The sequence below is a fragment of the Bacillus sp. 7705b genome, from assembly GCF_002289525.1.
Lineage (GTDB): Bacteria > Bacillota > Bacilli > Bacillales > Bacillaceae > Bacillus > Bacillus halotolerans.
Map to the genome: position 1 here is coordinate 100344 of NZ_NSDH01000033.1, position 23211 is coordinate 123554.

Annotated in this window: 18 protein-coding genes; 4 read left to right on the plus strand and 14 right to left on the minus strand. The window is 48.2% G+C overall.

The genetic code is table 11. The features are described 5' to 3' along the window. Positions 1–99 precede the first annotated feature (99 nt). On the plus strand, positions 100–1236 hold the full coding sequence (gene ald, locus CJU60_RS13110; protein WP_095713983.1) for an alanine dehydrogenase: 1137 nt from the start codon (positions 100–102) through the stop codon (positions 1234–1236). A gap of 113 nt (positions 1237–1349) precedes the next feature. Next, positions 1350–2027 carry a YukJ family protein gene (locus CJU60_RS13115; RefSeq protein WP_095713984.1) on the plus strand — a complete coding sequence of 226 codons (678 nt, stop codon included), beginning with the start codon at positions 1350–1352 and terminating at the stop codon, positions 2025–2027. Positions 2028–2079: 52 nt separating this feature from the next. Here CJU60_RS13115 and CJU60_RS13120 read toward each other — a convergent pair whose 3' ends face one another. The 8 genes from CJU60_RS13120 to CJU60_RS13155 form a co-directional block, all read right to left on the minus strand. Beyond that, a complete protein-coding gene (locus CJU60_RS13120) occupies positions 2080–2289 on the minus strand; it encodes an MbtH family protein (RefSeq protein ID WP_044158967.1) in 210 nt (69 codons plus the stop codon). 13 nt (positions 2290–2302) lie between these two features. Continuing rightward, positions 2303–9442: an amino acid adenylation domain-containing protein gene (locus CJU60_RS13125; RefSeq protein ID WP_095713985.1), complete on the minus strand. Its 7140-nt coding sequence runs from the start codon at positions 9440–9442 to the stop codon at positions 2303–2305. 18 nt (positions 9443–9460) lie between these two features. Beyond that, positions 9461–10396, minus strand: a complete 936-nt coding sequence (locus CJU60_RS13130; RefSeq protein WP_095713986.1) for an isochorismatase — start codon at positions 10394–10396, stop codon at positions 9461–9463. A gap of 25 nt (positions 10397–10421) precedes the next feature. After that, positions 10422–12041 carry a (2,3-dihydroxybenzoyl)adenylate synthase gene (locus CJU60_RS13135; RefSeq protein ID WP_095713987.1) on the minus strand — a complete coding sequence of 540 codons (1620 nt, stop codon included), beginning with the start codon at positions 12039–12041 and terminating at the stop codon, positions 10422–10424. 28 nt (positions 12042–12069) lie between these two features. Next, positions 12070–13266 (minus strand): isochorismate synthase DhbC, encoded by a 1197-nt coding sequence (dhbC, locus tag CJU60_RS13140; protein ID WP_095713988.1) that lies wholly within the window; start codon positions 13264–13266, stop codon positions 12070–12072. Positions 13267–13291: 25 nt separating this feature from the next. After that, a complete protein-coding gene (locus CJU60_RS13145; protein ID WP_095714062.1) occupies positions 13292–14077 on the minus strand; it encodes a 2,3-dihydro-2,3-dihydroxybenzoate dehydrogenase in 786 nt (261 codons plus the stop codon). A 187-nt stretch (positions 14078–14264) separates the two neighbouring features. After that, complete coding sequence (gene besA / locus CJU60_RS13150; protein ID WP_095713989.1) at positions 14265–15134, minus strand: ferri-bacillibactin esterase BesA; 870 nt, start codon at positions 15132–15134, stop codon at positions 14265–14267. 212 nt (positions 15135–15346) lie between these two features. Further along, a complete protein-coding gene (locus CJU60_RS13155) occupies positions 15347–15943 on the minus strand; it encodes a sulfite oxidase-like oxidoreductase (protein ID WP_095713990.1) in 597 nt (198 codons plus the stop codon). A 100-nt stretch (positions 15944–16043) separates the two neighbouring features. Between CJU60_RS13155 and CJU60_RS13160 the strand changes: the two genes are divergently transcribed. Then, positions 16044–16646: a biotin transporter BioY gene (locus tag CJU60_RS13160; protein WP_024122710.1), complete on the plus strand. Its 603-nt coding sequence runs from the start codon at positions 16044–16046 to the stop codon at positions 16644–16646. A 71-nt stretch (positions 16647–16717) separates the two neighbouring features. On the opposite strand, the gene CJU60_RS13165 is transcribed toward CJU60_RS13160, so the two are convergent. Together CJU60_RS13165 and CJU60_RS13170 are read right to left on the minus strand one after the other, a co-directional pair. Then, the gene (locus CJU60_RS13165; protein ID WP_095713991.1) at positions 16718–18046 is read right to left on the minus strand and encodes a Na+/H+ antiporter family protein; all 1329 of its coding nucleotides are present in this window, start codon (positions 18044–18046) and stop codon (positions 16718–16720) included. 144 nt (positions 18047–18190) lie between these two features. Beyond that, complete coding sequence (locus CJU60_RS13170) at positions 18191–19693, minus strand: leucyl aminopeptidase (RefSeq protein WP_095713992.1); 1503 nt, start codon at positions 19691–19693, stop codon at positions 18191–18193. A gap of 155 nt (positions 19694–19848) precedes the next feature. Between CJU60_RS13170 and CJU60_RS13175 the strand changes: the two genes are divergently transcribed. Further along, positions 19849–20325, plus strand: a complete 477-nt coding sequence (locus CJU60_RS13175; RefSeq protein ID WP_044158979.1) for a divergent PAP2 family protein — start codon at positions 19849–19851, stop codon at positions 20323–20325. Positions 20326–20357: 32 nt separating this feature from the next. Here CJU60_RS13175 and CJU60_RS13180 read toward each other — a convergent pair whose 3' ends face one another. The 4 genes from CJU60_RS13180 to CJU60_RS13195 all read right to left on the minus strand — a co-directional run bounded on the left by CJU60_RS13180 (position 20358) and on the right by CJU60_RS13195 (position 23030). Next, the gene (locus CJU60_RS13180) at positions 20358–21017 is read right to left on the minus strand and encodes a 3D domain-containing protein (protein WP_095713993.1); all 660 of its coding nucleotides are present in this window, start codon (positions 21015–21017) and stop codon (positions 20358–20360) included. Positions 21018–21120: 103 nt separating this feature from the next. Continuing rightward, positions 21121–21441, minus strand: a complete 321-nt coding sequence (locus tag CJU60_RS13185) for a YuiB family protein (protein WP_024122715.1) — start codon at positions 21439–21441, stop codon at positions 21121–21123. A gap of 50 nt (positions 21442–21491) precedes the next feature. After that, entirely contained in the window at positions 21492–21635 is a 144-nt protein-coding gene (locus CJU60_RS13190) for a YuiA family protein (protein ID WP_024122716.1), read from the minus strand. Positions 21636–21809: 174 nt separating this feature from the next. Further along, a complete protein-coding gene (locus CJU60_RS13195) occupies positions 21810–23030 on the minus strand; it encodes an NAD(P)/FAD-dependent oxidoreductase (RefSeq protein WP_049809958.1) in 1221 nt (406 codons plus the stop codon). Positions 23031–23211 lie beyond the last annotated feature (181 nt).

Genomic DNA, 23211 nt, shown 5'->3' on the forward strand with positions numbered 1-23211 from the left:
TTTCACAAACCCTTGTTTTTTTATTTTCTTTTTCAAACAAAGAATTTTCCAAAAAATCAAGCTACACTGAACATATCACATATACGGGAGGAAATAGATATGATCATTGGGGTTCCTAAAGAGATAAAAAACAATGAAAACCGTGTCGCATTGACGCCTGGGGGCGTTTCACAGCTCGTTTCAAACGGTCACCGCGTGCTGGTTGAATCAGGCGCAGGCCTTGGAAGCGGCTTTGAAAATGAAGCTTATGAGTCAGCAGGAGCGGAAATCATTGCTGATCCGAAACAGGTCTGGGACGCTGAAATGGTCATGAAGGTCAAAGAACCGCTTCCAGAAGAATATGCATATTTCCGGAAAGGGCTTGTACTGTTTACTTACCTCCACTTAGCGGCTGAACCGGAGCTTGCACAGGCACTGAAGGATAATGGCGTCACAGCGATCGCGTATGAAACGGTAAGTGAGGGACGGACATTGCCGCTGCTTACACCGATGTCCGAGGTGGCAGGCAGAATGGCAGCGCAAATCGGAGCGCAGTTCCTGGAGAAACCTAAAGGCGGAAAAGGAATCCTCCTTGCCGGAGTGCCTGGCGTTGCCCGCGGAAAAGTAACCATTATCGGTGGGGGTGTAGTCGGAACCAACGCGGCGAAAATGGCTGTCGGCCTGGGTGCGGATGTGACAATCATCGACTTAAACGCGGATCGCCTGCGTCAGCTTGATGATATATTCGGCCATCAAATTAAAACGTTAATTTCTAACCCGGTCAATATCGCCGACTCGGTAGCCGAAGCGGATCTTCTCATTTGCGCCGTATTAATCCCTGGTGCTAAAGCTCCGACGCTTGTCACAGAGGAAATGGTGAAACAAATGAAGCCTGGTTCAGTGATTGTGGACGTTGCAATTGACCAAGGCGGCATCGTCGAAACTGTCGACCACATTACGACACACGATCAGCCGACATATGAAAAACATGGCGTCGTTCACTATGCTGTTGCGAACATGCCGGGCGCGGTGCCTCGCACTTCAACAATTGCTTTAACGAACGTCACGGTTCCATATGCGCTGCAAATCGCAAACAAAGGGGCAGCAAAAGCTCTCGCGGACAATGCGGCACTAAGAGCGGGATTAAACACAGCAAACGGCCACGTGACCTATGAGGCGGTTGCCAAAGATTTAGGATACGAATATGTCCCTGCCGAGAAAGCCTTACACGATGAATCATCTGTGGCGGGCGCTTAATTCATATGGAGCTTGCAGAAAAATTTCTGCAGGCTTTTTTTATCTTTTAAAAAGGAAAATGGAAATGATGTCTCGAATTAAAACGAAGAACTTGATCATAAAGGAGGATTCATATGGCTGTTCAGCAATATGGCGTGTTAAAAGGCGTTGTCTTAGATATGAAGCGGGAAACAGATGATGACAGTCCTCATTTCCAAGTGAAGATGCTCGGTGAAGAGAATACGTATTACAGGTGCGCCATCAATGTCATGTCCAGTTCTGAGGAATCAGAAGTATTGTATTTAGCTGATGATCAGTTTGATTCGAGCTCAATTACCATTCTTCCGAACATGCCGTATGGATATACGACGATCAATGACGAAAACCGTGAAGTAGCCCTGGATTATGTGCGGGGCAATCTTTTTGATCCGCGGGAAATGAAGCCTTTGCCTCATGAAATCACGGGGCCTGATAATGATTTAAATGACTTTATTGAAACGTATATGAAGAAAGCGAAAGAAGAAAAAGCGCCGGTTTATATATTTGGATCAAAATTTGGACCTGAACAGGCGGCAGATAAAATATTCGGCTTTACCCCGACAAACGGTATGCACAATATCCACATGAATCAAGGCAATGCGCTGGATACCCGCTGGAAAAAAGACAACGGCTCTTGGCATGACGGAGGTATTCTGATTCAATTTGCCGATCAGTGGGCGGCTGTGTTTTTGGCGTTCTTATCCCAGTCATGGTGTACGGATGAAAACGGGAACCCGGTCAGAGATTGCGATCATACCCAAACGTCTGCGTAAGATAGAAAAAGAGACTGCCTGCTGCAGTCTCTTTTTTTTACCGTCAATGCATTTAGACATTTTCGACAGGCTTTAGGCTGTTCGGCCTCATATCGCTCCAATGCGATTGGATGTAGTCCAGACAAGCCTCACGCCCTTTTTGTTCATGAACGACTGTCCAGCCGCTCGGCACATCGATAAAGCCGGGCCACAAGGAATATTGGCCCTCTTCATTGATGAGAACAAGGTATATGCCATCCGCATTTTCAAAAGGATTTGCCATTGCTTTTCCTCCTTTATTGATTCATTTCTTCCAATTTAGCCGCCAGAACCCGGCCGATGACTGCGAGCGGTTCCGGCTGACAGAGATCTTTATGGCGGCAGTCAATGTCGATTTGTTCAATTTGTCCGTCAATATAAGGCTTCCACGAATCAGGTTCAATTGGGTCAAACCATTCAGGAATGATAGTTGATCTGAAAAACAGAACATTTCCACGGAAGGTTTTCGGTGCATATGAACCTAAAATGCCGACAGAATTGACGTACGTATTCTTTAGATTCAAAATGACCGATTCGTCCAGACTGGCAAGTGCGCTTCCGTCTCGCCGCAGAATCTCAATAGCTGTTTCAAAATCAAGCGGTTTATCTCCTAAGCTGTCTGGGTCGTACCCGCCTAACGCGAGGAGGGCAATAAGCGCTTCCTCATCATCCGGTGCCTCTTTTATAGGAAGGAAGTGGTTTGGGTAGGCGTCCAGCATAACCAATAGAGAAACGTCTTCCCCTTGCTTTTGCAGCTGTGTTGCCATTGCTTGAACGACATTTCCGCCTAAGGACCAGCCAAGCAAATGGTACGGCCCTTTCGGCTGGATCGTCCGAATCTGTTCTATATAGTCGGCAGCCATGTCATCGAGTGTTTTCGGAAGCGCCTCCTGCTGTCCAATTCCCCGTGCTTGCAGTCCATAGATGGGATAATCTGTTCCTAAAGATGTCATCAGTCCGGCATAACACCAGCTAAGTCCGCCCGCCGGATGTACGCAAAACAACGGAAGACGGTCTCCGCTTGTTCGGAGCGGCAGCAAAACATCAAGAGCGCTTTGGCTTGAACCCATCTCCAGTCTTTCAGCAAGCCCTGCCACAGTCGGCGCTTCAAATAGATTGCCGATGCTGAGTTCAACCCCGAGCGCTTCACGTATGCGGCTCATCAGCTGAACTGCGAGCAGGGAATGTCCGCCCAAATCGAAGAAACGGTCATCAATACCGACACGCGGCAAATGAAGCACTTCCATAAACAAGTCACAAAGGATTTCTTCTTGCGGGGTTCTCGGCCCGCGACCTGTCACCGCAGCAGCAAAATCTGGAGCAGGCAGCGCTTTACGGTCAAGCTTTCCATTCGGCGTCAGCGGCAATTCTTTCATCGTCACAAAGGCTGAAGGCACCATGTAATCCGGCAGTCTCTCAGCAGCATACCTGCGCAGTTCCGCCGTATCAAACGTTTCTTCCGAGGAAGGTATGACATAAGCTGCCAAACGTTTATCTCCCGGCTGGTCCTCACGCACGATCACTGCCGCATCTTCCATCTGTGAATGCTGAACAAGCGCAGCTTCAATTTCTCCCAGTTCAATCCGGAAGCCCCGAATTTTCACTTGATGATCGGCACGGCCGACATAATCGAGAGAACCGTCAGCACGCCTGCGGGCTACATCTCCCGTGCGGTACATCCGTGTGCCCGGAGGCCCGAACGGGTCAGCGATGAAGCGTTCCGCCGTTAAACCGGGCCGTCCTAAATAGCCTCGGGCCAATCCGGCGCCTGACACATACAGTTCTCCAGCCACACCCGGCGGAACCGGCTGTAAACGCTCATCCAGCACATATACCCCAAGATCGGGAATTCCGCAGCCGATCAGGCTGTTTGCTCGTAAAGCTGCAATATTCCGGTCTAATTCGATATAGCTGACGTGCACTGTTGTTTCAGTAATACCATACATATTGATCAGTTTAGGCGCCTGTTCAGGGTGGCGATGATACCAATCCTCTAAACGGCTGAGTTCAAGCGCTTCTCCTCCAAAAACAACATATCGAAGGCTGAGCGCCTGTCCGAGATCAGGCTGCTCCCTTTCCGCCTGCATAAACTGATAGAACGCTGATGGTGTCTGGTTCAAAACAGTTACACCCTCTTTTACCAGCAGACGCAGAAACGCTTCCGGAGATCTGCTGATGTCATGAGGCACGATAACAAGGCGGCCGCCGTGCAGCAAAGGTCCCCAAATCTCCCAAACAGAAAAGTCAAACGCGTAGGAATGGAACATTGTCCACACGTCGTCTGAACCGAAATGGAACCAGTGATCGGTCGCTCCAAATAACCTCGTCACATTTTGGTGAGGAATCATGACGCCTTTTGGAACGCCTGTTGATCCGGATGTATAAATAACATAAGCCGTGCTGTAAGGTGACAGCGGGCGAATCCTGTCCGTATTATCCGGATTCAAAGGGCTGTATGTTTTTAGTTTCTCGCGTAATTCCGGATCATCCAGCACAATGTTCTGCACATTTTCTGCAGGCGGGATTTGATTTTCCGCCTGTGAGCTCGTGATGATAAACGCAGGCCGCGCATCGCTCAGCATAAAAGCGATTCGGTCAGCCGGATAGTCCGGATCAAGCGGCAGGTATGCAGCTCCCGCTTTTAGTACCGCTAACAGGCTAACAGTCATATCCAATGAGCGAGGCAAAGCTAATGCCACAAATTGCTCCGGTCCGACGCCTTTGCTGATCAGCAGCCTGGCAAGCCGGTTCGCCCTTTCATTCAGCTCCATATAGCTCATTGCTTTATCTTCATAAACGACTGCAATGGAATCAGGGCTCAGCGCAGCTTGCTTCTCAAACAGCTCCGGAAGACACGCTTGCGGAATCTTTTCAGAAACACTTTGCCAATCCGTTACCATGATGCTGCGTTCCTCTGGTGCAAGAATATCCAGTCTTCCGATTTCCTGATCAGGATCAGCCTCGGCAGCCTCAAGCAGCCGCAGAAGGCGATCAGCAAGGGCTTGAATAGTTTCCCGTTTAAATAGATCGGTGCTGTACTCAAGCAGTCCTTCCAGTCCATTTGGTGTCCCGTCATCAAGACGGCTTTCACTGATTTCTAATGTTAAATCAAATTTGGCAGATCCTACGCTGTGAATGCGCAGGCTGCTTTCTGTACCAGGCAGGCTCAGCTCTGCGTCAGGTGTGTTCTGGAACGCGAGCATGACTTGGAATAATGGATGCGTCGCCCGGGAGCGAGCAGGATTGAGCACCTCTACAAGTCTCTCAAACGGCAGATCCTGATTTTCATAGGCTGCCAGATTCACTTCCCGCACTCTGTCAAGAAGCTCACGGAAACTCGGATCACCAGAGGTGTCTGTTCTGAGCACCAATGTATTGATAAACAGTCCCACAAGATCACTAAGCGCATCGTCATTCCGCCCCGCAATCGGGCTTCCAATCGGAATATCAGTTCCAGCTCCGAGCCTTGTCAGCAAGGCGGCAAGTCCTGATTGAAGCACCATAAACAGACTTACTCTATTGGCACGGGCCAGCTCCAGCAATCGGCTGTGAAGCTCTGAGTCTATATGGAAATGGATTGTATCTCCTTGATGACTCGGCTCAGCAGGTCGTGAATAATCGGTTGGCAGTTCGAGCTGATCGGGCAAATCTTTCAGTCTATCTTTCCAGAAAGCAAGCTGACCGGCAATCAAACTGTCTGGATCATGCTCGCTTCCGAGCAGACTTTGCTGCCAGAGCGCATAATCCGCATACTGCACAGCAAGCGGTGTCCATTCGGGAGCTCTCCCGTGACAGCGGGCGGTATAAGCAGCAGCCAGATCACGAGTCAGAGGAGTCAATGACCATCCGTCTCCGACAATATGGTGCACGAGCAGCAGCAGCACGTACTCGTCGGGACCGATAACAAAAAGCTCGGCCCGGAAAGCAGGTTCAGCTGCAAGGTCAAAGCTGTAGCGAGCAGCATCGGCAAGCCTCTCAGAAAGCTCCTCTTTCTTCATTTCTGTAACATATAAATCAGGACGGGCTTGATCGGCGTCCAAAATGCGCTGATAAGATGTCCCCTGTGATTCAGGGAAAATGGTCCGAAGGCTTTCATGGCGGCTGATGAGATCATATAGGGCCGCTTGCAGCGCTTCTTGGTTCAGTTCACCTGAAAGACGGACGGCAACCGGGATATTATATGTAGGACTTGGCCCTTCCAGACAATGGAGGAACCATAGCCGGCGCTGTGCAAAAGAAAGCGGAATGTTCTCAGGACGTTCAGCTCTTTGCAAAGCGGGACGGACACTCTGCGCCTGATCAAGATGTGCAGCAAGTCCGGCAACTGTCGGTTCGTCAAAGAGCTTGGCGATGCCCAGCTCAGCTCCCATCGTCTCACGAATACGGCTCATCAAACGTGCAGCAAGGAGAGAATGGCCGCCCAGCTCGAAGAAACTGTCATCGATGCCTACGCGTGCAAGACCTAGAACCTCCGCAAACAGATCACACAGTATCTCTTCTTGAGGCGTTCGCGGTCCCCGATCAGTGACAGACGCCCCAAAATCAGGTGCCGGCAATGCTTTCCGGTCAAGCTTGCCGTTAGGTGTTAATGGCAGTTCATCGATCTCTACAAATGCCGCAGGCACCATATAATCAGGCAGGCTGGCACCGACATAACGGCGAAGCTCAGCAATATCTAGAGCTGAAGAAACGACCAGATACGCCACCAAACGTTTATCTCCCGGCTGGTCCTCTCGAACGACAACCGCAGCCTGTTTCATTTGCGGATGTTTAGCAAGCACGGCATCAATTTCTCCAAGCTCAATGCGGAAACCGCGAATCTTGATTTGATGATCGGCACGCCCGATGTAATCCAGAGACCCATCCGCACGCCAGCGGGCCTGATCTCCGGTCCGGTACATCCGTGTGCCCGGCGGTCCGTACGGATCAGCAACAAAGCGCTCCGCCGTTAAATCAGGGCGCCCTAAATATCCGCGGGCCAATCCGGTTCCCGCAATATAGAGCTCTCCAACAATGCCTGGCGGAACGGGCTGCAAACTATTATCGAGCACATATACCTGCGTATTCCAAATCGGCTTTCCGATCGGAGGCACACCCTGTACTCCTTTTTCGAGAAAAGCTGCCGCAGACCAAATGGTTGTTTCAGTAGGACCGTATAAATTAGTCACTGGACAATCAAGCGCGTGCAAGGCCTCCAAAAGCCCGCTTGGAAGCGCCTCTCCCCCGACAAGCACCCTGAGCTCCCGAAGTTTCTCAGGTTCGTTTGTGACCAACGTATGCCACAGGGTCGGCGTTGCCTGCATAATCGTTATATCAAAATATTCAATCATTTCAGCTAATGCCTGCGGCTCACGGGTTGTTTCTTTTTGAGCAACAACAATACTCGCTCCGCTGATAAGCGGGAGGAATAATTCTAAAGCAGAAATATCAAAAGCGACAGTCGTCACAGCCAGCAGCCTGTCTTGTTCATTGAGAGAAAATGTCTCCTGCATAGACAGCAGAAAATTACTTAAACTTTTCAGCGTGACAACAACACCCTTTGGCCTTCCTGTTGATCCTGATGTATAGATGATATACGCCGGATGTGCAAGAGATACATGTACATTTGGGTTGTCGGCAGAATAACGCTTCACAATCTCTTTTGTCACAGGCAGATCCAGCACAAGCTGCGGTGCCGTTAGATCGTCAGGCAGAGTGTCTGCAATTTCCTCAGTCGTTATCATGCATGATGGCTTTGCATCCTTCAGCATGTATGAAATTCTGTCAGCAGGAAACTCCGGATCAAGCGGAAGATAAGCAGCACCAGTCTTTAGTACGGCCAGCATTGCAGCTACCATTTCGGAAGACCGCGGCAGGGCCAAGGCGACAAACTGCTCCGGCCCAAGCCCTTTTTCTATCAAAAGATGCGCGAGGCGGTTTGCTTGTTCATTCAGCTCTTGATAGCTTAATTGAATGTGATCGCAAATCAGGGCGATACGTTCAGGGGAACGGTCAGCCTGCTCCTGAAACATATCCGGAAGGCTGAGCAGCTGCTTGGATTTTGCTGTCTCATTCCATTCGCTTATGACCCGTGTTTTTTCTGCCGGCAAAAGAAATTCCATTTGCCCAATCAGCATGTCCTCACCGGCTGATGCCGTTTGTAAAAGCTGTAAGATCCGCTGCTGATGGACCTTTATTTCTGACTCATTGTATACTTCAGGATTGGCATCCACATCAATTCGCAGCCCGCTTCCGTCTGTTCTGTCATAGACATTTATCGACAAATCGTCAACAGGACCGGCTGACAGATTGTGCGTCGTCCCCCGGGCTCCGGCAAAGTCGAGACCGTAATCAAAAGGCATAAGATTTATTTGCGGGCCAAATAATCTATGATTTTCTCCTATTAGTTTCAGATCCCGCCGCAGTTCCTCATGGCGGTATTTATGATGCTGCCGGATACTGCGGATTTCCCGGGAAATTTGCAGCACAAGCTCAGAAAAGCTCATCGAAGGACTCACAGACAGCCTCAGCGGGAGAAGGTTCATCACCATAGCCGGAACATTCAGGGATGCCGATCCCATCCGTCCCATCATAGGCAGTCCGAGCACAACATCCTCAGAGCCGGTCATACGGTGCACATAAGCAGCTGATACCGCAATCACGACTTCATGCCAGCTTCCGGTGTAATAGCGCGCCGCTTCTTTCAGCGCGTTTACATCTGATGGCGGCAAATAAGCAGTCTGGCGCAGAAAGCTTTTTGAGGTTCTCGGCGCCCGTTCTGCTAAACTGACAACTTCAGGCCTGTCCGCAAAACGATTCAGCCAGAATTGCCGATCCTCTTCATATGTTTCAGACGAGCGGTACGCTGCGTCCTCCTCCAAAATATCCTGCAAAGAGCCGAAGGAACGATCATCAGCGGACCGCCCTCCTGCAAGTGCAGTATAAGCATGTGCAACCCGCTGGGCGATCAAAGAAAACCCAAAGCCGTCGATCGCTATATGGTGAATGCGCTGATACCAAAAGAAACGCTGTGGCCCGGCTTTAAACAAAGCTTCGCGGAACAATGGGTCATGCTGTAAATCGACCGGCTTTGCCAAATCAGCTTTCATCCAGTGTAAAGCTGTCTTTTCCGGATCAGGCTCAGAGCTAATGTCAATGACTTGGAGCTGTACATCCGGTGATGGATTCATCATTTGCCAGGGCCCGTCCATATCTTCACCAAAGCGGACATGAAGTGATTCCGCTTCTTTTATCACGTGCCGTAAAGCTTCTTCAAAAAGAGAAATGTCGATTGGGCCGTTGATTTCTATATATTCGGCTGTATTGTAGATTGGATTATCCGGATCAAGCTGCTGAGCAAACCAAATACCGGTTTGCGCTCCGGTTAAAGAATATTGAAGATCTTTTGTATCAGGCATCCGTTTTTTTACCTCCTTTTATAAATAGTCCGCGTTTGGCAGCACTCTCTCAATGCGGATTGAAAGCAATTTCTGCCATTCTTCTATTGTCGGCCGTTCAGCCAGTTCGACGAATGTCACCTCGGCTCCTTCACGGCGCCATTGTTCAACTAATGTCATGATCCTTACAGAATCAAGTCCCCTATTCAGTAAGTCTTCATTATCTGCAATGTCATCAGGCGATTCTTGAAGAAGCTCCGCAATTTGTGTTCGGATACTCTCGCAGGTAAATATATGTTTTTCAGCTTTTTCTGATGGCTTTTGAGCCGCAGAAGGCGTATGTTTCAGCTGATCAAGCAAGCTGTCGGTCATCAGCGTAAACGCACAGCGCCCAGCCGCATAGTCAAGAGCCATTTTATGCTTGTCCCGTGAAAAGTCCGCAACTGCATCAGCAACAAAAAATGCTTCGATATCCTCCATAAACGCTTCACATGCTGTAACGAGACAGCCAATATGAGCATAAATCCCGGAGATGATCAGCTGATCGCGCCCCTGTTCACGCATGATTTCAAGCAGATTCGTTCTCTTAAATGCGCTGTATCTCCATTTTGTCAATACGAGATCATCGTCTTCCGGTGCAAGCTCGGCCACAATTTTTTCCTCGTAAGGACCGCTGCTTAATCCAGGGCCCCAAAAATCAGTCAGCAATGCCCGGTCCTCCGGATTTTGACTGCCGGGCTGCGCTGTGTAGACAACAGGTATCCCGAGCTGAACACATTGATCCTTCAGCTTGCGTATATTTGCTGAAAGCTCTGTTACCGGAGACGCTCCTGCTGTAAACGCGTCGACAAAATAGTTCTGCATATCGTGTATTAAGAAGACTGCCCGATTTGGATCAGGCACCCATGATACTTTGTTTGTTGGCATATCAGACGCTGTCGGCATTTGATACGGCTGAATGGCAGGAATAGCCATTTGAACACTCCCTTTCAAATCGTTTCTATTTTTTTGAACCTGCAAGAAGTTTTTCGGCGATCGCTTCGCGAAGCGCCTTTTTGCTTACCTTTCCTACCCCTGTCTGCGGGAAGGACTCAACAAATTCGATCCGGTCTGGAATTTTATATGCTGCAAGCCCGCGCTCTCTTAGAAAAGCTTTGAGTTCTGCGGCTTTCGGCGCTTGATCCCGGGGAATAATGAAAACACATGATCTTTCACCAAGAAATTGGTCAGGCATTGAGACCATTGCCGCATCATGCACAGCCGGATGTGCCAGAAGATGATTTTCAACCTCTTCAGCCGCCACTTTTTCTCCGCCGCGGTTGATTTGATCCTTTGCCCGTCCTTCCACGACAACATAACCGTCGGGTGTCAGTCTCACTAGATCGCCAGTGCGGTAAAAGCCGTCCTCGGTAAACGAAGCCGCATTGTGCTCGTCAGCCTTATAGTATCCCCGGATCGTATACGGTCCCCGTGTCAGCAGGTGCCCCGTTTCACCAGGTTTCACGTCATGGTCCTGATCATCCCACACACGTATTTCATCGTAAGAAGACATCGGCTTACCTTGGGTATTGACAATAACTTCCTCGGGGTCATCAAGCCTTGTATAATTAACGAGCCCTTCTGCCATTCCGAAGACCTGCTGCAAGGTGCAGCCGAATACAGATTTCACTTTGCGCGCGGCTTCAGCGCTGAATTTCGCGCCGCCTACCTGCAGCACTTGAAGGCTTGATAAATCGTCATCTCGTGAGGCAGCAGCGTCCATCCATACCATTGCAAGCGGCGGGACAAGAGCTGTGATTGTCACCTGTTCCCGTTCAATCAAAGGGAACGAGTCGTCCGGACTCGGAGAAGGAGATAAAACCACTTTTCCTCCAGCGTATAATACGCCTAGCACCCCGGGTGAGCTCAGCGGATAATTGTGCGCCATCGGCAATGCGGCCAAGTACACAGTGCTGTGATCAAGCCAGCAAACCTCCGCACTCATCCGCAGGCTGTATATATAATCATCGTGGGTTCGCGGTATCAGTTTCGATAAGCCGGTGCTTCCGCCAGAAAGCTGGAGAAACGCCACATCCGAAGATTTTACTTCAGGCAGCTCGCCAGGTTCTGTATGCAATGCCTCAAGCGGCTGGAATTCCTCCGCCTCACCTGCGACAATGATGTGTTTCAAGGACGGCAGCTTGCTTTGAACCTGTCTGGCAAGTGTGCGGTAGTCAAATCCCGAATGAGAATCGGGGATGATATAAGCCTCCGCTTCAGCAAACTCGCAAAAATATGTAATCTCACTGCTTCGATGAGAGGGCAGTGCAAAGACCGGGAGCGCTCCCAGCCGAAAAAGCGCAAAGATGACTTCGAAAAACTCCGCGATATTCGGCAGCTGCACCACTACACGATCCATTTGTTTAATACCGAGCTTTTGCAATCCGCCTGCCAGACGGTCAGCCCTTGCGTCAAGCTCTTGATAGCTCCAATGGGTGTCCCCGCATGTAATCGCGATACGATCACCATGTTTGGCAGCCCTGTCTCTTAACATGTCTCCAAAAGTCTCACCGGCCCAGCACCCGTTCTCCCGGTACTTTTCCGCAAACTCCTTGGGCCAAGGCGTAAATCCATTCAGCATGCTGTTTCCCTCCTGCATTTATTTCTGATCATATGTGATTGACACCCATTGCGCGAAGCATTGTCCGAAACTTTGCGGATGTCTCCTGGAGCTCGTCCTCTGCTTTTGATCCGGCTACAACACCGGCACCTGCAAAAAGACGAAGTGAACGTTCTTCAGCCTCTGCACAGCGAATCGTAACGATCCATTCGCCATCGCCTGCATCGTCACACCAGCCTACCATGCCGGTGAAGAAACCGCGGTCAAAAGGTTCAATTTCCCGGATGGCTTCTCTTGCAAGGTCAGTCGGTGTTCCGCAGACTGCCGGCGTAGGATGAAGCGCGGCGGCTAGTTCCAGCGCGGTTACAGTCGGATCAGAAAGCTCTCCCTTAATGACACTGGACAAATGCCACATCGTCTCAGTTTGGATCAGCGAAGGCTTTTCCGGAACGTCCAGCGTCCGGCAAAAAGGCCGCAGCCCGGCGGCAACCGTATCAGCCACAACAGCATGCTCATGAAGATCCTTTGCGGAGGAAAGCAATTCATCGGCCCGGCGCTGGTCCTCAACAGGATCATCACTGCGAGGTCTAGAGCCCGCTAACGGATTGGATACCACCTGGGTTCCCATTCTCGAAACGAGAAGCTCCGGACTTGCACCGAGTAATGTCCGATGGGAAGATGAATCATCTTGGCCGGATACATCGGCTGCAAAAGTATAACCGTGTGTATTATGCCGCGCCAGATGGTGAAGCAGTTCACCCGTTTGTATCGCTTCAGATGATGTCAGATGCAGCGATCTGGACAGGACAATTTTGCTGAGTGTGCCGTCAGCAATGCTTGCCAATCCTTGTTCTACACCTTTTTTATAGTCCTCCGGTGCAGGAACAGGCTGTATTTGATATGTATGTTCCCGCTGCTGTTCGATGTTGGCATGATCGAATTGAAGCGGTCCTGACCACCGTACCTCCTCCGGAACGACGAGCCGGGGCGATTTCAAATGATCAAATGGAACAGCTCCCACAACAACCGGACGGCTTTGCCCCGATTGCTTTGCTTTGTTAAGCGCCTCAGCAATGCGGCCGGGTAAGGTTTCTAATTGGTTTTGGCCGTCTGCATCCGGCACGGTTTCACTTATTCCTTTTCCAAGCAGCACACGGTGAGGGGAAGCCAGGAAAAAAGTGCCCGGCTGATAATCACGAAGCAAATGCTCCGCCTTTGTTTCAGATATAACGTTTTGTTCCAACATCTTCATAAACCTCCTTTGAGTTAAGTTATACGCCTAAGGTCGCGCCGCCATCTACACATAAATTGTGCATCGTAATATGGCCTGCCTGCTCAGAAACCAAAAAGAGCACGGCATCCGCAATATCCGAAGGCTGGGCCAGTTTTTTGAGCGGAATTCCCGTTTTAAATGTATCAAGCGATCCTTTGATGACTTGCTCTGCTCCATTTTCATCAGCCCATAAGGACCACTGCATGTCTGTTTCCGTTGATCCGGGAGAAACAATATTGCAGCGAATGTTGTATTCTGCAAGCTCAAGGCCAAGGCACTTTGTAAACATCACGGCCGCTGCCTTTGATGAGGCATATGCCGCCATAGATGTCCTTGGCACACCGGCTGCATTTGATCCTACTGTTACAATCGAACCGGATCTGCGGTTCATCATATATTTGCTGACTGAGCGCGACGCGTTAAAAACACCAGTCGAATTCACTGAGAAAGTGGCCTCCCATTCCTCATCACTGAGAGAATGAATCAGCCCTGGCCGAAGCACACCCGCTACGTTCACCAATATGTCAATCGGGCCCATGTCACGTTCGATTCGAGCCGTGATATCGTCAATCGCCGCACTGTCTCTCACATCCGCCGGAAAGGCTTCGGCATGACATCCCTCGGCTTTGAGGCTGTTCACGACTTTTTCAAGCTTTTCTGGATTGTAATCAACCGCAGCAATGTGCGCCCCCTGACCGGCAAGCGTCCGCGCAACAGCTTCACCTATTCCTTGGGCAGCCCCTGTAATCAATGCGATCTTGCCTTCTATACCTCTTACATTCATTTCATCATTTCCTTTCTTCGCTTGTAACGCCAAAAATGACATTTTGCGAAAAAGACTGCTTCACCTTACCATTAACCGCAATCAATTGATAATGATTATCATTATCAATTATAAAAATAATCATATCCTTATGTCATCCGACAGTCAAATATAATTTTTGTGACAAATATGGGAGCTGAGACAATTCTCAGCTCATTGATATGTGCGGGCCGTCAGGGTGAAGCGCGAAACGCAATGCCCTGCTGACCAAAACAGGAAGAACCGAAATATGTCCTTCTCCTGAAAACTCGCAAAATTCTGTACGTACGCCTTGTTCAGCCAAAGTAGACAGCCGCTCGTAAAGCTCCTTCGCGTTATCGTTCATTCGGCATTTATGATGCTTTTCCAATTCTCCTGCCGCAAGCAGAAGATTGACAGGCTGACCGTTTTTCTTTAAACAGGAAGCGAAACGCTCAGTTTCCTTTTCAATAAATGGTTTATTCCAATGAATGGACGGACTGCCCGCGATATACGTTTGGAATGCATCCGGTTTCGTTAAGAGCACCTGCAAAACGAAGAGACCGCCAAGAGAGTGGCCAAAGATCGTTTGTCTGTTTCTGTCAATCTCATAATCTTGTTCAATCTCCGGTTTGAGGTCCTCCTCAATAAACCTTAAAAAGTCCCCCGCTCCTCCATGCTCCGGCCATTCTTTGCCGTCAGGCCTTACCGGAAGCTCCGAGTAAGACGTAGGCATTGTAAAATCCCGGTGGCGCGCAGAAGAAAACGGTTCTGTTGTGTCATAGCCAATACCGACAATTACAGCGGGAATCACCCCTGTTTTCTCAGGACGGCGCCCCTGCACTCGAACAGCTTCCGACATTGTACCGAAGATAGAATTGGCATCGAGCAGATAAATAACCGGATAACCAGAAGGCGGCGGCTCCGTGCTCGGTTTTGAGATAAAGATTTGATAGCCGCGGCTGTCATTGCGTGAAGACATTTTACGCACTTCCGTTCCCGGAATGGTAAATGCGTTGTAGGTCCCGCCTTTAGCCTCATCTGTTTTTTTCTCAATCATGCAGTACGACATTCCTCTCCTTAAAACTGGCTGCATTTATGATAATGATTTTCACTATCAACTAGACAACTCAAATAATAGGTTTTCTGGCAAACAAAGTCAACTTTTTCCTTAATAAAAAAGGCACCTTATCTAAATAAGGTACCTGATGACTAGCCATATGGAAATAAAATCCTGAAAAAGATGCTGATTATCCTACGTTTACTAGAACCTTAATCCCATGTAAATCTCTGATTCTGCCAAGGGTCGCCTCTCATATGATAGCCGTTCTGCTCCCAAAAACCAGGATGATTTTCTTTCGTAAATTGGATGCCGCGCAGCCACTTAGCGCTTTTCCAAAAATACAAATGAGGAAACACCCCTCGCAGCGGGAAGCCGTGTTCAGGCGTTAAAGGTTCGCCGTTATGCGCATAAGCGAGCAGTGATGTTTCAGCCAAAAAGTCATCGAGCGGCAGATTTGTCGTCCAGCCCTCTTCCGCGTGTAAAATGACATAGCCCGCCTCTTCTTTTACCCCGGCTTTCTCCGCAATATCCCTTGTCCTTACCCCCTGCCAAACGTTATCAAGCCGCGACCAGCCTGTCACGCAATGAATGTCATTTTCTGATTCGCACTGAGGAAAGGCTTTTATATCTTCAAAGCTTAAAAGCATCGGGTGATCAACCAATCCGTATACTTGCAGATTCCACTTCGTCATATCCTCATAATACGGAACGTTCCCCGTATGAAGCACAGGAAACGAAGTCGTCACATTTTGATTGGGCGGCACTCTTCCTGACTGATCTGCCTGTTTTATTTTTCCGAAATACATGCAAATCCTCCTTTTGTTAACCTAAATTATATTTATGTTGACAATCATTCAGATCTTTATTACTCTATGATTGTGTATGTAAACCTAAGGGGGAACAACGATGAAACAACCTAAACTTCGTGCGGGTGATATGGCGCTGATCGGCATGTTCGCCGCACTTATGGCTGTCGGCGCCAACATTACATCAGTCGCGCCCTTTTTGCAAGTTGCCGGCATTCCGCTGTCGATGCAGCCGTTTTTCTGCCTCTTGGCGGCTTTGCTTCTCGGCAGCAAACGCGCTGCTATCGCGATGCTTGTATATGCGCTTGTCGGATTGGCCGGGGCACCAGTGTTCGCTCAGTTTTCCGCGGGCTTCGCACCATTTGCAGGTAAAAGCGGCGGCTTCATTATCTCATATATTCCTGCAGCATTCGCAGCTGGATGGTTATTAGAACGCAAAATTCAGCCAAGTAAAATCCGTTTTCTGATTGCTTCTCTTATCGGAACGGCCATTATGTATATCATCGGCACCACCTATATGTATCTTGCGCTGAAGCTGTGGATTCATACACCGGTGAGCTACGGCACGGCTTGGGGCTTTATGACTTGGTTTATGGTAAAAGACACGGCACTGGCTGTGCTGCTGACGTTTATCGCACCTGCGATCTACCGCTCTATTCATAAAGCAACCGGCTTTAACAGACATCAAATATCGTCCACTTAAAAACCGTTCCGATGGACGGTTTTTTGAAATGATAAACAAAAAAGGCTCTCCCGTTAAGGAGAGCCTTTTTTCTATAAGACAAGCGCCGCAATCCAGCCGAAAATAACAAGCGGAATGTTATAAAAGATAAATGTCGGCACACAAGTGTCCCAAATGTGGTGATGCTGTCCGTCCGCACTCAGACCCGAAGTCGGGCCAAGTGTACTGTCGCTGGCAGGTGAACCGGCGTCGCCAAGCGCGGCTGCCGCTCCGATAATCGCAATCGTTGCCATCGGGCTGAATCCGAGCTGCATACATAGAGGGACAAAGATCGTTGTGATCACCGGAATCGTTGCAAAAGATGAGCCGATTCCCATAGTAATCAGCAAGCCGACAATCAGCATCAGCAATGCACCCAGCGACTGACTGTGCCCGATAATACCAGCTGATGTTTTGACCAATGACTCGACATCTCCGGTTTTTGTCAATACATTTGAGAAACCGGCTGCAACAAGCATAACAAATCCGATAAAGGCCATTAATACCATACCGTCAGTAATCAATGAATCCGCTTCGTCACGTTTCATTACACCGCTGACAAACAGGATAATCAGGCCGGCCAGCGCCCCCATAATCATCCCTTCTACTCCCAATGTCTGCGATAAATAAAGCTGGACGCCGAGTGACACTAAAATGGCGAGAACCGCGATTCCCAAGCTTTTTTTCGTATATGGAGATGCTTTTACACCTGAGATTTCTTTTGTTTCATACACTTTTGGTTTTCGATAAACGACTACTGATAAAATCAAACCGACAACCATGCCTGCAACCGGTATAATCAGTGCGTACGGGATATCGCCAAGCGGAACGTTTAAACCCGCATCGGCCATGTTGTCCTTCAGCATGCCTTGGAATATCTGGCCGAAGCCAACAGGCAGTACAATATAAGGAGCCGTTAAGCCGAACGTAATCACACACGCAATCAGCCTGCGGTCCATTTCAAGCTCATTAAAGATTTTCAAAAGCGGCGGTATCAGCACAGGAATAAATGCGATGTGAACCGGTACCACGTTTTGTGAAAAACAAGCTACGATTAAAATAATCAGTACGATAAGCACTTTAGACAGTGCCTTTTTTCGAGTATCTTCTTTGTTTCCAATTAATTTCACAGAAGCTTCCACCATAGCATCCGGAAGACCTGTTTTCGTTAAAGCCGCAGCAAACGCACCAAGCATAGCGTAGCTGACTGCAACGGTGGCATTTCCGCCGAGCCCTTCTGTAAAGGCTTTAACCGTTTCACCCAGACCGAGTCCTCCTGTTAAGCCGCCGGCCAAAGCACCTATGATTAAAGCAATAACTATATTGACACGCAGAAGACTTAAGACAAGCATAAGCAGCACTGCGATTACGACTGCATTCATGATACCCCTCCAAAAATCCTTTAGTTTGCTAATGTAGTAGATAAATAAAGTACGAACGTATCTTATCATATTCATAATACTTTAGTCAACTAAAGATTTTGGAGAAAAAAACCCTGCCGCGAAATCGCAGCAGGACTATATTTATTATGCTTTTGCGTCTTCTTCCGCTGTGAATCTTTCTGCCAGCGTAGCCAGTGTTCTTGCCATGACGCCGGTTGCACCGGACGGACCGAAGCAGCTTGCTTTACTTGAAGTTGCTGTGCCTGCAATATCAAGATGGACCCAAGGAGTCGTTTCAGCAAACTCACCTAGAAACGTTCCTGCCATAATGGCATGGCCTTCCCGTCCCGGTGAATTGTTTAAATCCGCCATTTGGCTGTTTTTCACACGTTTTTTATCCTTTTCTGTAATCGGCAGCTGCCAGATGGCCTCACCGCACTCTTCCGCAGCTTCAGCCACCCGCTGATAAAAGCTCTCGTTATTTGTCATGGCGCCGGTTGTTTCTGTGCCCAATGCCACAACAACGCCGCCGGTGAGCGTTGCCACATCAACAAGTACAGACGCGCCATGCTGTTTTGCATATGTAAGGCCGTCTGCAAGCACAAGCCTTCCTTCTGCATCCGTGTTAAGGATTTCAATTGTTTTTCCGCTTAATGACACGATGACATCGTCAGGCTTCATCGCTCCGCCTGAAACCATGTTGTCGGTTGACGGAATGACAGCCAGCACATTTTGCTCCGGACGAAGCTCGCCGATCGTTTCCATTGCGCCAAGGACCGCTGCCGCTCCTCCCATATCGGATTTCATGCCGACAATTCCTGTTTTCGTTTTAATAGAGTAACCGCCTGTGTCAAAGGTAATTCCTTTTCCGACAAGCCCGATAACGTTTTCCCATTCCTTTTTGCCCTGATACTTCAAGACAATCATTTTGGGCGGTTCGGCAGAGCCTTGGTTTACCGCAAGGATTGCGCCCATACCGAGCTCTTCCATATCCGATTTCTCCAATATTTCACACTCAAAATCATACTTCGCCGCAAGCTCGGACGCATAAGAAGCCAAGTCAGTTGCTGTCAGCATATTTCCCGGCATATTAACAAGCGTTCTCGCCGAATTTGTGCCCTGCCCGTATGCCCGGCCGACAAGAAGACCGGCCTGCACTTCTTGTGTATCTTCATCTGTGACGGCATAGATGGATTCAAGCTGTTTATCCGGCTCATTTGATTTGTGCTTATAATCCTGCACCTCATAAGAAGCAAGCAGGCAGCTCTCAGCTAATGCGTGAGCGGCATCCGCTGCGGGAACTTCTTCACAAATAAATGTGTCAAGCAGTACGGCAGCCTCTTGTTTTCTGTCTTTATGAATGGCTTGAAAAACATGGGCAAAGCTTTCCTTCGCCTCTTCAAATGAATAATTCGCCTCTCTTCCCAAACCGACGAAATAAATACGTTTCATACCAGCGGAGGACGGAGGGAATACTTTTGATACTTGATTCCGTTTGGCAGAGACATCACCGTCTTTCAGAAGCTGAGTCAGATGGCCTTCCAGTTTTTCATCAATTTCCTTTGCTTTGCCTGTCAGCTGGCTTTTTTGAAAAAGTCCGACCACTAGGGTTTCAGTATGCTCTAATTGTTGAACCGCATAAAACATAAGGCTTACACTCCTAACGTAATGGGTATTTGTAATGAACAATGGTATAATAGGAAAAACATTCTTTCCTTACATTTATTTTATCAAACAACAGACAAAGACCTGCTTTTTTCTTTTGTAACACGAAAGATTTTCATATAGAAAGGATGTCGCCTATGGAACTTTTTATGAATTTTCCTTTATTATCAAGCCTTGCTGCCATCATCTTTGCACAAGTCATTAAAGTGCCGATACAATTTATCGTATCCAGAAAACTGGACTGGTCGCTGGTGACAAGCACAGGCGGCATGCCGAGTTCCCACTCCGCAGCTGTTACGGCGCTCTCTACCGGCGTAGCTTTAGAGCATGGATTAGGTTCCTCTCTCTTTGCGGTTTCAGCCATTTTCGCCGTCATTACCATGTTTGACGCAACCGGCGTCAGACGTCATGCCGGCGAGCAGGCAACAGTCATTAATAAACTTGTGATTGATTTTAACCGTTTTGTGAATGAAGCAAAAGATTTCCCGAAAGCCGAAGAGAAAGAAAAACAAAAAAAGCTGAAAGAGCTTCTCGGCCATCAGCCAATCGAGGTCTTTTTTGGCGGATTGACAGGAATTTTATTAACACTGGCACTGGCATACTTTTTTCTGTAAAAAAATAACGCTTCAGCCGCAGCTGGAGCGTTTTATTCTTTCACGGTTTTGTATTGATTTCTGAACACCTGCAATGATTTTGTTTCATTAAGCTTTACCAGTTCATCCTCAGTGACTTTTCCGGTCCCCTTCTTAATCACATACACGTCCAGGGTTTTTTTGCCCCATTCATTGTAGACATCATGAACGGTTTCAAAGTACAGATCAATGCGGTTTCCCTTGATGGCAGATCCTGTGTCCGCAACAACGCCCAAACCATAGTTCGGGATGAATAAAATGGTGCCGATCGGAAAAACGGATGGATCGGCGGCAACCGTAGAGTATAAATCTCTTTTCACTTTAACACCTGAATATGTAAGCCCGTATAATGGATCACCAGGCTTTTTACCCGTCGATTCGACTCCCGCTGTATAGCCTGTAGCCGTTACTTTTCGCGCTGGATACTGGTTCCAGTCAAAGGCTTCTTCCAATGGTTTGTCTTTTGCTTTGGCTGCAGCGGACATCGTTTTTTCGTTTTTCTGCTGCAATGCTTTTAATGTCAGCCCTGTGTTCTTCGAGTGCTTCTCATTATTTTCTTGCACCCATTTTGATAAGTCCTTCGCCTCTACTCCTGATATGGCTAAATATGTCGTGGCAAACGCGAGCAGAAATAAACAGGCCATCAGCAAACGTCTGATCATTTTCAACATTATTCACCTCTCCTCCGAATCATTGTTCCCAAATAGCGGGAGCAATATTCAAAACGGTGAATGCGCTGAAGGCACAAAAAAAGCTTTCTTAAGAAAGAAAGCGGCATTAAAACATCTGATATCCTCTTTTTCTGAGCATGTTGATCGCTATGCCTGAGACAATGGCGCCGGCCAGACCGCTGGCTAAAATCAATACATCTGCAGCAGCTAACGATACGATTCTCTGAAACAGGCTGGCAAAGGATTCGCCTGGCGATTGGATATAGCTGATCAGCTTTTCCTTGCTGATTATAAAAAGGCATACAATCGGATAAATCACAGCCATAATCCAGGACATTCTCAGCAGCATGTTTAATAAGAAACCGATTCCAAAAAACAAAACAAAAAATAAAACAATTGAGATGATAACGACTGGCAGACTAATCAAAACCCCACCCCCTGCGTTACTTTTAGTGTACCGCGGGGGCTTTTAAAAAGTCAACGGCTGGAAAATGAATGACTGTCTTTACCTGTCCCCTGACATGACGGACAAGTTTCTGAACCGCCGAGGATTAATTGAAAATACCCTTTCCCTGAGCAAAACGGGCATGCCTGTGAAGCGGTTGTCGTTGCGGTTTTCATCTTAGCATCACCTTTTTCTTAATTTTCAGATAATAATACCATACCAAGCTGTCAATGATAAAGTCAGATCATGTGACAAATCTTTTGATGTAAGCGGAAACATTTTTATTTTGCTCTTGTTCTCTTTTTATTTTGACGTTTTTCAATAAAACAAAACCCGCGGAGAGCGGGTTTTTAGAAAAACTTAAATTTGCCTTTTTTCAGTGTGAGTCCGAGTCCGCCGATTAAAAACAGCGAGCGGTTATCGATGACTTTTTTCATAAAAGAAGCCGGCGTGCCTTTCAGTTTTCTTCCGTACACGACTCCGACCGCATTATGCTCGCCGAGAGAAGCCACCGTTCCTTTTATATCAGGTTTGAATTCTTCAAGCTCGCCGCCCTTAATGAGTTTTGCAATGTTTTTAGCGACCGTAGTTCCCTGCTGCATCGCAATTTGGGCGGTCGGCGGATAAGGACGGTCAGTGTCTTCATTGATAAACAGCGAGCTGTCGCCGAGAATAAACACGTTGTCATGTCCGGGCGCGCGAAGATCAGGATTGACTTTCACCCGGCCGCGCATATTTTCAAAGCCGGCTTCTTCCACAATCGGATGTCCGCGGACACCTGCCGCCCACACCACTGTTTGCGATTTGATTTGCTCGGGCTCCTCATCTTTTTTGCCGACTGTGACTCCTTCTGAGGTACACTCTTGAACCGCCGTGCCGATTTTAAACTCAACGCCATTCTCCTCAAGATAGTGAACAGCATAATCGACAAGCTCGGGATCAAAGCCCGGCAATACGGTCGGCGCTGCTTCTACGCAGATAATGCGTACAAGGCTTCTGTCAACGTCATACTCCTTGCAGAGCTCCGGCACGCGGGCAGCCAGTTCGCCAAGAAATTCAATACCCGTAAACCCGGCTCCCCCGACAACGATTGTTAACCTGTCCGGCCTTTTTTCAGCTTCGATGTTGTAAGTCGCAAATTGCAGCTCAATATGTTCCCGAAGCACACGAGATGTATTGATATTGGCGATCGGAAACGCAAATTCTTTTAAGCCTTTAATGCCGAACGTTTCAGGTACCGCTCCGAGGCCGATAACTAAATAATCGTACTGCAGCTCTCCATTGGCAAGCACAACTTTCTTCTCGTCTATTTTGATTGCCTTCACGGTATCCTGTACAAAATTGACACGTGACTGGTTGATTACATCTTTTATCTGATAACGGCAGCGGTCATGATGGAGCGTGCCGGCGCTCGCTTCGTGCATCCATGTCGTTTCATAATGATAATTGTGTTTATTCACAAGCGTAATATCAGCATCATTCGGACCGACATGCTTCGTCAGCCTTGTCACTGTCATCAATCCGCCATAACCTGCACCTAAAATCACGATTTTGGGCTTATTCAATGCCATCACATCCACCTTCTCTTTTTTTTCTGTTAGACGCATATAAAAATCATCATTTGTGTTATCTTCAGCTTATTGGCAGGATTTTATGAAATATATTGAAAAGTTTTTTGTGAAGTCCACACCCATAGCACTACTATCATGTGTATCCGGCTGGTTCATGAAACATTCAGAAAAAAGATGAATT

Coding starts and splice junctions, on each gene's coding strand:
- CJU60_RS13115 (WP_095713984.1), top strand. CDS start 1,350: ATGGCTGTTCAGCAATATGGCGTGTTAAAAGGCGTTGTCTTAGATATG.
- CJU60_RS13145 (WP_095714062.1), bottom strand. CDS start 14,077: ATGAATGTAAGAGGTATAGAAGGCAAGATCGCATTGATTACAGGGGCT.
- ald (WP_095713983.1), top strand. CDS start 100: ATGATCATTGGGGTTCCTAAAGAGATAAAAAACAATGAAAACCGTGTC.
- CJU60_RS13120 (WP_044158967.1), bottom strand. CDS start 2,289: ATGGCAAATCCTTTTGAAAATGCGGATGGCATATACCTTGTTCTCATC.
- CJU60_RS13160 (WP_024122710.1), top strand. CDS start 16,044: ATGAAACAACCTAAACTTCGTGCGGGTGATATGGCGCTGATCGGCATG.
- CJU60_RS13135 (WP_095713987.1), bottom strand. CDS start 12,041: ATGCTGAATGGATTTACGCCTTGGCCCAAGGAGTTTGCGGAAAAGTAC.
- CJU60_RS13170 (WP_095713992.1), bottom strand. CDS start 19,693: ATGTTTTATGCGGTTCAACAATTAGAGCATACTGAAACCCTAGTGGTC.
- CJU60_RS13175 (WP_044158979.1), top strand. CDS start 19,849: ATGGAACTTTTTATGAATTTTCCTTTATTATCAAGCCTTGCTGCCATC.
- CJU60_RS13165 (WP_095713991.1), bottom strand. CDS start 18,046: ATGAATGCAGTCGTAATCGCAGTGCTGCTTATGCTTGTCTTAAGTCTT.
- CJU60_RS13125 (WP_095713985.1), bottom strand. CDS start 9,442: ATGCCTGATACAAAAGATCTTCAATATTCTTTAACCGGAGCGCAAACC.
- besA (WP_095713989.1), bottom strand. CDS start 15,134: ATGATTGAGAAAAAAACAGATGAGGCTAAAGGCGGGACCTACAACGCA.
- dhbC (WP_095713988.1), bottom strand. CDS start 13,266: ATGTTGGAACAAAACGTTATATCTGAAACAAAGGCGGAGCATTTGCTT.
- CJU60_RS13130 (WP_095713986.1), bottom strand. CDS start 10,396: ATGGCTATTCCTGCCATTCAGCCGTATCAAATGCCGACAGCGTCTGAT.
- CJU60_RS13190 (WP_024122716.1), bottom strand. CDS start 21,635: ATGAAAACCGCAACGACAACCGCTTCACAGGCATGCCCGTTTTGCTCA.
- CJU60_RS13155 (WP_095713990.1), bottom strand. CDS start 15,943: ATGTATTTCGGAAAAATAAAACAGGCAGATCAGTCAGGAAGAGTGCCG.
- CJU60_RS13195 (WP_049809958.1), bottom strand. CDS start 23,030: ATGGCATTGAATAAGCCCAAAATCGTGATTTTAGGTGCAGGTTATGGC.